This is a genomic window from Devosia sp. LjRoot3, from assembly GCF_964252865.1.
Classification (GTDB): Bacteria; Pseudomonadota; Alphaproteobacteria; order Rhizobiales; family Devosiaceae; genus Devosia.
In genome coordinates this window covers 1-11511 of the sequence record NZ_CAXUPK020000011.1, presented here as the reverse complement: position 1 = coordinate 11511, position 11511 = coordinate 1, and the positions used below count along the sequence as shown (strand labels likewise).

5 protein-coding genes and 3 pseudogenes are annotated in these 11511 nt (G+C 56.4%); 7 read left to right on the top strand and 1 reads right to left on the bottom strand.

Annotation, left to right across the window (positions count from 1 at the left end; translation table 11 throughout):
* The first annotated feature begins 210 nt into the window (after positions 1-210).
* The 4 genes and pseudogenes from ACSQ2A_RS22875 to ACSQ2A_RS22860 all read left to right on the top strand — a co-directional run bounded on the left by ACSQ2A_RS22875 (position 211) and on the right by ACSQ2A_RS22860 (position 5512).
* Positions 211-1028: pseudogene (locus ACSQ2A_RS22875) on the top strand (manganese catalase family protein).
* Positions 1029-1283: 255 nt separating this feature from the next.
* Entirely contained in the window at positions 1284-1646 is a 363-nt protein-coding gene (locus ACSQ2A_RS22870) for an SPW repeat domain-containing protein (protein ID WP_436074153.1), read from the top strand.
* 734 nt (positions 1647-2380) lie between these two features.
* Positions 2381-3856 (top strand): sensor histidine kinase, encoded by a 1476-nt coding sequence (locus tag ACSQ2A_RS22865; RefSeq protein WP_436074152.1) that lies wholly within the window; start codon positions 2381-2383, stop codon positions 3854-3856.
* Between the two features lie 100 nt (positions 3857-3956).
* Positions 3957-5512 (top strand): annotated as a pseudogene (locus tag ACSQ2A_RS22860) (ISL3 family transposase).
* A gap of 88 nt (positions 5513-5600) precedes the next feature.
* Here ACSQ2A_RS22860 and ACSQ2A_RS22855 read toward each other — a convergent pair.
* Positions 5601-5939, bottom strand: a complete 339-nt coding sequence (locus tag ACSQ2A_RS22855) for a response regulator (RefSeq protein ID WP_436074151.1) — start codon at positions 5937-5939, stop codon at positions 5601-5603.
* A 711-nt stretch (positions 5940-6650) separates the two neighbouring features.
* Here ACSQ2A_RS22855 and ACSQ2A_RS22850 point away from each other — a divergent pair.
* The 3 genes and pseudogenes from ACSQ2A_RS22850 to ACSQ2A_RS22840 all read left to right on the top strand — a co-directional run bounded on the left by ACSQ2A_RS22850 (position 6651) and on the right by ACSQ2A_RS22840 (position 11329).
* Positions 6651-7952 carry a PAS domain-containing protein gene (locus ACSQ2A_RS22850; protein ID WP_436074150.1) on the top strand — a complete coding sequence of 434 codons (1302 nt, stop codon included), beginning with the start codon at positions 6651-6653 and terminating at the stop codon, positions 7950-7952.
* 164 nt (positions 7953-8116) lie between these two features.
* Positions 8117-9685, top strand: coding sequence for a putative bifunctional diguanylate cyclase/phosphodiesterase (locus ACSQ2A_RS22845; protein ID WP_436074149.1), 1569 nt, complete (start codon positions 8117-8119; stop codon positions 9683-9685).
* 893 nt (positions 9686-10578) lie between these two features.
* Positions 10579-11329: pseudogene (locus ACSQ2A_RS22840) on the top strand (SDR family oxidoreductase).
* Positions 11330-11511: the final 182 nt, after the last annotated feature.

Here is an 11511-nt window from a genome sequence, read left to right as displayed (position 1 = left end):
GGAAGAGCGGGCAAACGTCGATTTGCTAACCGGGGCACGGGGTGCAATCTGGTTGAGCGCAGAATAGGTGATAAGATCCTTGCTGGCCGATACTCCTATCTGGCTCGCTGCCTGGATAGTGCGACAGCGTGCCTGCAAAAGTTGATTACACACTCTGGAACTACCCCTGCTTCGATTCCTTTCACTCCCGCAATTGGAAAGGAACTTGCCATGTTTCATCATTCATCGAAGCTGCAATATACCGTCAAAGTCGACACCCCGGACCCTCAGTTCGCCAAGCTTCTGCAGCAGGCAATAGGTGGCGTTGAGGGCGAGATTCGAGTGGCTATGCAATATTTTTTCCAGGCCATGGGTGCACGCGGTGACACCGCGACATGCTGATGATGACAGCCACCGAGGAACTGTCGCATATCGAATTTCTTGGCCACGCCGTGGCTCTCAACCTTGAAGGCGCTCCGCTCACCACCAAGGAGGAGGCAGCCAAGGATCCCCTGGTCAATGCGATCCTTGGAGGTATGAACCCGCGGCATCTGCTTTCCTCCGGCCTGTCAGCAATGCCGGTAGACGCAAACGGCATCGCCTTTGATATGAGCCACGTCTATGCCAGCGGCAATCTGGCTGCGGACATGACGGCAAATGCGATGGCAGAGGGCAGCGGCCGCGTTCTGGCTTCTCGCCTTTACAACGCGACCGATGACGCCGGTATGAAGGACATGCTCTCCTTCCTCATCGCCAGAGACACAATGCACCAGCAACAGTGGCTCGCCGTGATCGAAGAGCTGGGCGGTATGGCGGCAGCACTGCCCATCCCGAATTCCACCCCAGAAGAGCATGAGGCAACCAAGCACTCCTATTATTTCTTGAACACCTCTCTTGATCGGCCAACGCCCGAGGGGAGGTGGACCTCAGGTCCTTCGCTTGACGGACGCTCGGAGTTTTCCATCCAGAAGCAGCCGAAGCCGGAAGGTCAGGTGCCTTCGTTGGGCAAAGCACGGCCGAACTCCGGCGCTCAAAACGAGCAGATGTGACGTTTCCCGCCAAGTTGTTTGGGCCGCGCGTCGTTGACCCACGGCTTGCGATAGTGATGCCTAAGTGTACGCCACCCGGATCCCCATAGCAGCCGGGTGGCGTTGACCAGGGTCGGGTTGCATTTTCCGTATTCGGCAAATAGCAGACGCCTGTCAATAAATAGAACGCAATTGGCGCTCATCGCAAGATTTGTCACTTGAAGGAACCTCGCCCTGCCGTCCTCGGTTGAGACTAAAACAACCGGAGTAACCATCATGATCCCAACTCGGGTGCATGGCGTCATCGATTACCTCGTCGGCATTGTCCTGATCCTTGCCCCATACATTCTAGGCTTCGCCGATGGGACAGCCGCTCAATGGGTACCCATAGTCATCGGCGTGGCAACGCTTGGCCTCGGCATGGTCACGCGCCATGAGCTGGGCCTTGTAAAAATTGTACCGATGACCGTCCACATCATCATCGACGTGGCTTCTGGCCTTCTGTTGCTCACTTCACCCTGGCTATTCGGCTTTGGCGACCGGGTTTGGTGGCCACACGTGCTGGTGGGGCTTTCTTATATCGTCATCTCGCTGTTGACCGCGCGTCACAGCCCCGTCGAGTCCACTATTCGGGTTTGAGCTTGTTGCTGACGAGGTCCCCATTTCCCAGAATGGGCCTCGTCCATTGCTACGTTCGCACCATAACCGCGTGCGCATTTTTTTGCAGATTACATCCCTGAACGTCGATGTGAGCGTTTGCAACTCGCCAAGGTGATCGCCGCAGGAACGATGCGAAGCGCCCCACATCACGGATGTAATTGCGCTGGGTCGCCGCCGAGAAGTCGCGCATGGTCAAGTCGTCGATCAGCTTCTGGCGCAGCGGGCTGACAGGGAGGTTGGGAAGGATCTGGTCATCGTTTGGCTCCTGGGTTGAAGGAGCCAAAAAGGGAACGCCCGAACCACGCGATCCTAAATCAAACCGTGACGACCGGTCCTTCGCTGTTATCTCACCGCGCGCACCCTCCCGCGGCAGCGGGTTCGTTCTCCCACCCCCAAACAGCCACCCACTATGCTTAAGTGTGTTGGGCGGTGTGGATTCTTAGATGCCCAAAGTCATGAGGCCAATCAGCGCTCAAACACTTCGTAACACCTGCAGGTCCGCGCTTCACCAGCAGAAGCTGCACGTTTGCGGGATAACGTTGGATATCAAGCTTTAGCAGACGACCAGGGGCTCAACGCTGCTCCCTTATTGACCCGGTAGCGGGATTCAGAGATCTATTGGCCGACGACGACCGTTTCCGCTTCTGAGGTGTCATGTTGTGAGCGGGGCTAGCGAGAGGCGTCGGACGTGGCTTGGCACGCCGCAGGCAACTATGGCCCTTGTTGGCTTGGCCCTGCTGTTTTTAACGGTCTTGCTCTCCGTGATGCTGCTGACTGCTTTTCACGATGCGAACGGGCGGGCAGAAGCAAGGGCGAGTACCTATTCGCAAGTTGTCTCAGCGAACATTCAATGGCTGATGGAAGCCAGCTACCAGGCGCTCCGACGGATGGATAATGCTGTCGGGGACAGCCTTACGACCCCTCCAGAAAGCGCAATGGCTGACCTGAATGCTGCTGTCGACAGCCTTCCGGTGAGCGTGCAGGGGTGGGTGTTCGACGCTGAAGGCCGGCCACGCCTCACCAATGCCGTGACAACGCAAGCCGTCAACTCAAGCGATCGCGAATATTTTGTGGCGACACAAAATGGTGCCCCTTTTTACATTTCTTCGCTCATCACTTCCCGATCATCAGAGCAGCAAGTTTTCGTTGTCGCAAAGCGCATCGAACGCCGAGGTCAGTTTGTAGGTGCCGCAATCATCGTGATTCCGGCGACTTACATGGACACGTTTCGAAGTGCGCTACAGCTTGGCCCCCAATCCACCGTTGGTCTTCTGAGGAATGACGGGATGCTGGTTTCCAGGTCCCCGGTGCCAGCTGAAGCCACTGATTTGAGCCAATACGTCCTATTCACCGAATACTTGAAAACGCAGGACGACGGCACCTATCAGGCGGCGTCGCCGATGGACAATGTCCAACGGATCGTTGGCTATCGCAAAGTGCCGGGTTTTCCACTCGTGGTCGTCGCCTCTGTTGCGCTGGACGAGGCGTTCAAGGAATTCTGGCAAACGGTTGGGATCTTGGCGGCGGTCACGGGTCCCGGCCTGATCGGGCTGCTTCTGTTTGCGTATATAACGGCTAAGGCTCAAGCCGCGCTGGGCTCTGCCTTGGAGCGCAATCAGGTGCTGTTCCGTGAGATACACCACCGGGTAAAGAATAATCTTCAGCAGGTCTCTGCACTGGTACAATTGCAGCCGATCGACGCTGCGACGAAGTCAGAGATGGTTCGCCGGATCAACGCCATGGTCGCGGTTCACGAGCACATGTATCGCTCGGACCAGTACGATACCCTTAATGCACGCGACTATCTCCCGCCCCTCATCGAAGGCGTTCGATCAAGCTTTGCCAAGCCAATCCGCGTTAGCGTTGACTTGGCACCAGCCTTGGTGGACCGCGACCATGCTTTGCCGCTCGCCCTTATCTGCAACGAAGTGATCTCGAATGCGATCAAGCACGCCTTCACTGATGAACGCGACGGCGCCGTTTCTGTCGTGTTGGAATCACAGACGCCACAGCGGGCGCGCCTGACAATCCGAGACAACGGCGTGGGCTACGACCCCGATCAAAAATCAAACGGGATGGGAAACCGACTGATCCGTGGGTTGGTCGCGCAGCTTCAGGCAAGTCATAGCGTCAGAAGGGAAAACGGCACCATATTTACGTTGGAATTCGATGTGGTTGGCTTTCAGTGACCACATTGTTGGAGTGTTGATTTCCGCCGAGAACTGGCTCTGACTCACATTTGCTGCTGTTTCGTCCAAGGCTCGTGCTGGTTCGTTGGAGGATCAGCAGATGCAGCACGGTTTTCAGGGCGCGAGCCTCGCGCCGGATGGTTTTGCAGTAGAGGCGGTGCAGGTCATGGCGGAGAGAGTGCGAATCCTTCTGCGATCTCGCCTACCGTGGGGAACATGCCCTGGCTGCGGGAGCCGTAGCCGGCGTGTGCAAAGCCGCTATAGGCGCCGGCCAGCAGATTTGCCGCTCGGTGGACGACGGGTAGAGCTTTCGATTCTGACGCGTCGGTTTTGGTGTGATGGTGTTCTTTGCGGCCGTCGCATCTTTTGCGAGCGCTTCGATGAGGGCGTTCTAGCCCGGTATGGCCGGCGCACCCAAGGCTCGAGACCATCGTGCACCATCTCGGTCTGGCTTTGGGTGGCAGACCAGCGGCCAGTTTTGCGGATCGTCTCATGATACCGGTCAGCAAAGACACATTGCTGCGCGTTGTGCGCCGGCGGGTCACGGACCATGATGACACGCTGACGGTGATTGGAATCGACGACTTCGCTTTCCGGCGCGGGCAAACCTACGGGACGCTTGTGTGCGACCTTGAGCGTCGCAGGCCTGTCGTCTTGCTTCCCGATCGCGCGTTGAATACCTCCCGCGCCTGGTTGGCCGAGCATCCAACCATATCGGTCGTTGCCCGAGATCGCGGGGGTGGCTACGGCGAGGCGATCGCCAGGGGCTTGCCGGATGCAGACCAAGTCGCCGACCGCTGGCACTTGATGGAAAACTCAAGCCGAGCCTTCCTCGACGCCGTCGGCAAATCCATGCGTCAGATCAGACAGGCGGTCGGCAGCAATATCGTCGACCCCAAGCTGCTGACCTATGCCGAAAAGCTGCAATACGAAGGATATCTGCGCCGGCAGGAGACCAATGAGGCTATCAAAGAGCTGTCGAAGAAGGGAACCTCAATACGACAGATCGTCCGGCAAACAGGCCATAGTCGGAAGGTTGTACGCGACGTTCTGCGTGGCCAAAGGTTCGACGTGTTCCGCACGAGGCCAAGTTCGCTGGATAGCTGGCTCCCGTGGCTGAATACCCGTTGGGACGAAGGTGTCCGGAATGCTTTGGCGCTCTGGCGCGAGATGCAGGCGCAGGGCTTTCCAGGACAAAGCGGTGTCGTCTCACAATGGGCGCAACGCCGGCGTCTTGCTGAAAAGGCAAATCAAAGCGGATTGGCACGAACACCATCGGCGCGCGTCATCGCCAGGCTGTTGACCACAGCACGGGACGATCTCGTAAAGTCCGAAGCGATCCTGGTCGCTGCGATCGAAGTGAATGTACCCGAGTTGGTGGTGGCCCGCGCTACCATCGGCGACTTCCAGTCCATGATCCGATCCAAAACAGCGACGAAGTTGGAAGACTGGTTGCAGGCGGCAAAACTCAGCCTGGTGACCTCATTTGCCAACGGTGTCGAGAAAGACCTGGCCGCCGTCAGAAATGCGATCATCTCTCCATGGTCCAACGGGCAGACCGAAGGACAGATCACGCGCCTGAAGCTCGTCAAACGACAAATGTATGGGCGCGCAAAGCTAGATCTGTTGCAGGCGAGATTAATAGGAGCCCGATAGCCGAAGCTTCAGCAAAAGTGCGCCAGAGCCAAATCTCGATGGAAATAGTCCCGCCTAACGGGTCACTTCTCAGTGGCAATCAACAAGCCTAACCCTTGGACGTAGCTCTGATGACGGCCTCGATTAGGTCGGGCGAGGCCGTTGGCTTGTTGACCCAGATACCATGCTCGAACGGCGTACCCGCGTGCATCGCAGGCAGGTCTGCCGAGTGCACGATAAACGCTATGTGATCCGCGGCTAGCCGCTCGACAACTGCGTGACAGGGACCGTCGCGTAGCACTATGTCAACGATCACCGCATCTGGGCAGCACACCTCCAGCCATTCGATGGCCTCGGCGCATGTCGCAACGATATCCACGTCGAACCCGGCCTCGCGCAACCCGAACTCCACCTCCATCGCGATGAGGGGTTCGTCTTCGAGAAGCAATACTGTTTTCATATTTGCCCCACGCAGGTTGCACGGCACAACGGCCATCCGTAGCGTATGCTGGGAGCCATGTCTCCGAACACACATTGAACTGCCGCGACCGGCGCGCGTCAACTGGACGGGGCGACATAGGGAACATGGTAGTTTTTCCAGTTTCCACCTGGCCAACGCAATGGCAGCCGAGCCCTTATCCCGCCCGTACTGGTCTCATTTTACCTCATTGGTGGCCTAATGCAGGATAATAGACGAATCCCGTTTAGCTAAGACAAAGTTTCAGGCTGTGACAGGAGACGCCTGATTATCGATGACTTGAAGCTCAGGGTGGAGCTCCCAATTATTGCTGGTCAAATGGTGACGAAGGAGTCCGAGTTGCTCAGAGACGTCTCGTCGCGGCGTTCAGGCGATGCGCCGGCAGACAGAGGAACTCCGCGTCGTGCGAGCAGAATCGAGGAAGCTTTTGGAATTGCGGGCCAGCGACCTCCTGCGCCGAAGCCTTGGTCCTACCCACACATCGGCAGATTGTCCCCACGCGTCGTGAACCGCGGTACCGCCCCGGAAGGTCATGAACCTCTGATCCGTCTTTAGCTCGCTCAACCCCGGCATCGCCCGCAAGATCAAACTGGCCTAGAAAGTTTAAATGTCTAGAAGGGCATTAATCCTCTTTTTGCCTCCACCAGATATCAACTATCTATTGTTCGTGAGGCCGATCCTATGTCCAGTCCTTTGAGAGCTGACATTTTTGAACAAGGCATTCGCAGGGCCCGCCTGGGCGTATGGGACTGGGATCTCATCAAGGATGAGTGCCAATATTCTAACAGCTGGTTTGCCATGCTCGGTTACTCTCAGGGCGAACTTCAAGTGAGCAGCGATCTATGGTTGGAGTTGACACACCCAGACGATCGAGCAAGAGCCCTGGAGAGCGGCGAGCGGCACATCCGTGGTGAGGCGGAAGAAATCGAGACAGAACTCCGGCTCAAGCATAAATCCGGTCACTGGCTGTGGGTTCTTGATCGAGGTGGCGTTGTGGAGCGAGATGTACATGGTCGCGCTACTCGCGTGGTCGGCGTACAAGTCGATATTTCCAGGCAAAAGGCTGTTGAACAACAACTGCAGATGGTCAACGAACGCTTCCGCACCGCTATGGAAGCTACCGATCTGGGCTTGTGGGAATATGATATAGAGACAAAGCGTAGTTTGTGGGACGGGCCAACTCGAGCGATATTCGGATTAAATCCGGAAGGTGCGGAACAGCCGGGTGCCTTCTGGAATTGCTTCTTGCATCCCGAAGACCGGGAGCGCACCGAACTGGCCCATGGTGCGATCGGAGCTGAGACGAGAGCAATCCGGTACAGGATCATTCGCCTCGACGGCCAGGTTCGACACGTCGAGACCTTCGCTCATCTGGTGCCAAATCCTGATGGAACTGCCCGACTTGTTGGCTCGATCCGAGATGTCACCGATGACGTTAGAGGCAGGGAAGCGCTTGCCTGGGCAGCGAGCCACGATGCTCTGACGGGTCTTCTGACTCGGGCGGCCTTCGAAGAACGACTGCAATGCAGGCTGGCCGCCACCGATGGCCAACCAATGTCACTGCTCTACATCGACCTCGACCATTTCAAGCAAGTGAATGACACAAGAGGACATGCGGCCGGTGACCTTGTCCTTCGTGAAGTCGCGAGAACGCTCCTCCTGAAAGCTAAATTTTGCGACGTTGCCCGACTCGGGGGGGACGAATTCGCTATCGCTGGATCATTGACGATCGATGAGGCCGAACGGCTATCGACAGAAATCGTCGATGCTGTTGGCAAGATTGGAAACACTCATCGCCTGGGCAAATTGTTCGGCGCTAGTTTAGGTATTGCTATGCGGGATCTTAACGCCGATTCCGGAAGTAACTTAATCGCTATGGCTGACGATGCTTGCTATTCGGCCAAACGCAATGGAAAGAAAGGATGGGCCTCCTTCAAGCAGGCTGTTCTCGCCCGATCCAAAGGCTTCGCTAAAGTGGGTTAAAGCTGCACCGGTGCTCGCTAAAACTCCTGCTTGGAATGTAATTGTTTGCGAGGTCTTTACCATCATCGGTGGTTTGATCAGCGCTGAAGCAGGGCAATCACTAACGAAACTGTCTGTAAGGGAATATAGGGCGCAATGGTTGCTCTTGCAGACGAGTACCTAAATTGAATTTTTTTGTCTATCGCCGCCCCTTGACCGACGCAGTCCTCCTGTTACTTTTCGGAGCCGTTATCTTTGCACTGGGAGCCTATTTCGACATTGTCGACTCCTTGCTGGACTGGCTCGCTGCGCATGAGCATTGGGAAGCCGACGAAGTGCTTCTCGGAGTTGTCATCGTCGGCTTGCTTGGCTTTATCTATGCTGGGCGGCGCCTGACAGAGCTGCGTCTTGAAGTCCAACGCCGGGCAGTGGCTGAAGACAAGACCACATGGGTAGCCACCCATGACACACTTACCGGCCTTCCAAATCGACGCTACTTAGAGAAGGAAGGCAGTCGGTTCGCATCGGACTATCGGGCCTCAATAGTTTTAGCCATTGATTTGGACGATTTTAAAGACGCTAACGATCTTGTCGGTCACGCAGGAGGGGACAAGCTTCTATCGATTGTCGCGGCACGGCTGCAGGAACGTTTCAGAGGCAGTCTTGTAGTCAGGATGGGTGGTGACGAATTCCTGATTCTATTTGCTGGTTCAGGTGATCCGGTCGAAATCGGAACACAAGTCGTTCAGCTTTTGAGCAATCCTATCAGTGTCGATGGTGTGCAGGTCGGAATCGGTGCTTCCATAGGGGTGGCTGAACTCAGGGAGCATGATATCGCGGATGCCATGCACTGCGCCGACCTTGCAATGTATGCCGCCAAACGTCGGGGGAAGAACAATGTCGTCAAGTACTCCCAGTCCCTGCGCATGGAGTTTCAAAGCCGCGTCGGGATGGAGAGTGCCCTGCGTCGCGCTGTCCGGGAGGACGAGATTCGACCGCACTTTCAGCCGCTGATCGACATTCACGCGAACACTATCGTTGGGTTCGAAGCCTTGGCGCGATGGACAGGAAAGGACGGTTTCCCGATCCCACCAGATGTGTTCATCGGTATCGCGGAAGAAGCTGGGCTCATCACCCAGCTTTCCGAGCGCCTTCTCCGCACAGCCTGTCAGCAGGCGATGTGCTGGCCCGAACACGTCTATCTATCGTTCAATATCTCAGCGACGCAGCTTTCCGATCACCTGTTGCCGCTGAGAATTATCCAGATCCTGGGCGAGATTGGCATGCCGGCGCATCGCCTCGAAATCGAAGTGACGGAGGCAGCGATTGTTCGCGACATGACTACTGCGCTCAGATCAATCGAGGCTATCCGTGCTGCGGGCATCCGCGTGGCCATCGATGATTTCGGCACGGGATTTTCCAGCTTATCTCAGCTCGCTAATATTCCGTTCGACAGGATCAAGGTAGATCGTAGCTTTGTCAGCTCTTTCGAAGCGAATGACAGACAGATGAAGGTCATGCGACTCATTGTCGGTCTAGGCCATGGGTTAGAAGTCGAAATGACGGCTGAAGGCATTGAAACGGGCCATCAGCGTGACCTCCTAGCAGCACTCGGCTGCCAAGTTGGGCAAGGTTATTTGTTCGGCAAGGCTTTGCCGGGCGATCAGGTTGCTACTTTCATTCGGGATTTCGGCGAGGCATCGCTAAACGAAGAGGGCATGACGAGTGAGATCCAGAGTTTAACTGCAAGCTAACCGGACATGGCTGCCGCCATGAGTTCAACCAAAGAGGCGGTGCTCTTGCTGGTCAGTTCGTCTGGTAACCGGCGCAATGAGTGTGTGCCGTATCTTACGGCTGCAGGCCAAAAGCCGTCACCCACTCGTCCACCAGCCGAGCATATTGACCTGTGAAAAGGTGGTCAGTCGGCTTCACGCGACTCGGAAAAGCGAAGTCATCGACACTGCCGCCGAGACGTGCAAGCCACGCCAAGAGACTTGCCCTTGCATCAGCGGCAGTTTCAAACTGAACCGGCCCCCCGGCCCATTGTTGGACCACCATCGATCGAAAACGGATTGCTGGACCAGCGATCAGTGTGCCAATCCTGATCTTCACCAGATCATAAACCCGGATTTTGCTGTCCAGCGCTTGGTCGAAGAGCGCTCGATCTCTCATTCGCCCTTTACGATCGAGGAAGAAGCGAATCGACCAGGCCTGTTGATTTTTGGATCACGTTTGGCCCCATGTTTCTGGCCAGCATTCCAAGCGGGCCTTGCTGCAGCAGGATCAGGCCGGGGTCATCGTTCTTGTTCGCAAAACATGCTTAGAATGACAGACCGACACCCTCGCCCTCCTTTGCGATTTTGTCGTCGCAGACTGAAATAGCCTTAGCCCTTAAGGTCGGTCTCATCATGCGCCTACTTTCATAAATCACCACCGAGCTACCATGCCTTGCTAGCTACAGGAATGCTGAGACCCTTGGGCAAAACGGGTTTGACGAGCAAAAAAGATTCAACCTCTTTTCGGTGGCTTACAAAAAGCGACCTGCAGCCCGGAAGCGGTCATTTGGACCTCAGTAAAGTGAGTGAAAATCGGGTCGTTCTCACCAGCCAAATGCCAGAGGTGCATAGTTTGACAAGTGGCGGTGAGAATGAAACTGCTGGATGGAAAAGTGGCGATTATCACGGGCTCAAGCTCAGGCATTGGACAAGCAGCTGCTACGCTGTTTGCTGCACATGGCGCATCTGGTGCTCGTTGCCCGCCGAGAACAACCGTTGAAATTGATAGTTGAAGATATCAGAGACGGTGGCGGCGACGCAGTCGCAGTTGCAGGCGATGTGAAGGAAGCGCGCACACATTAAGAGGCCGTTGCTGCCGCACGGGCCACCTTTGGCGGATTGCACATCGCGTTCAATAATGCAGGCTTGGTTGGAGCCATGAGGCCCTTGGCCGAGATCGAGCCTGAGCAATGGGCCGACGTCTTAGCAGTGAACCTGACCGCGGCTTTCCTGGGTGCCAGGGTTCAAATACCGGCTATGCTGGAGGGTGGCGGCGGAGCACTTATTTTCGCAAGCAGCTTCGTTGGCAACAGCGTGGGTTTGCCAGGCATGTCCCCATACGGACTGGCCAAAGCAGGTCTCATGGGTCTGGTGCGCGGCATCACCGCAGACTACGCAGCAGCTGGCATTCGGGCGAATGCCCTCCTGCCCGGCGGCACCGCGACCGACATGGCTGGAAACGCCGCCCAGCGTGAGTGGGCTGCAGGCCTACATGCCATGAAGCGAATCGCTCGACCCGAAGAAATCGCCCAAGCAGCGCTATTCCTCGCGAGCGACATGTCGAGCTTTGTCACGGGATCAGCGCTTTGGGCAGATGGCGGCAACGCTGCGGTGAAACTGTAACTTTCATCAGACCGGCGCCTTGGAAGCTAAGCCGTACAAAGCTGCCTGTCTGATTGTCACCCCGAACTCGCCGCCAATTTTAGTTCCAACTAAGCCGGCTTTTCAAGCGAACAAACGGACGGTCGAGTCTCCAGCATCGGAAGGTCGCTTGCTGTGTTCGGGGTCGCTAAGGCGTTAGCAAA

Bases quoted from the DNA above. Each gene is read 5' to 3' on its own strand.
- ACSQ2A_RS22870 (WP_436074153.1), top strand. From the start codon at position 1,284: ATGATCCCAACTCGGGTGCATGGCGTCATCGATTACCTCGTCGGCATT.
- ACSQ2A_RS22865 (WP_436074152.1), top strand. From the start codon at position 2,381: ATGGCCCTTGTTGGCTTGGCCCTGCTGTTTTTAACGGTCTTGCTCTCC.
- ACSQ2A_RS22850 (WP_436074150.1), top strand. From the start codon at position 6,651: ATGTCCAGTCCTTTGAGAGCTGACATTTTTGAACAAGGCATTCGCAGG.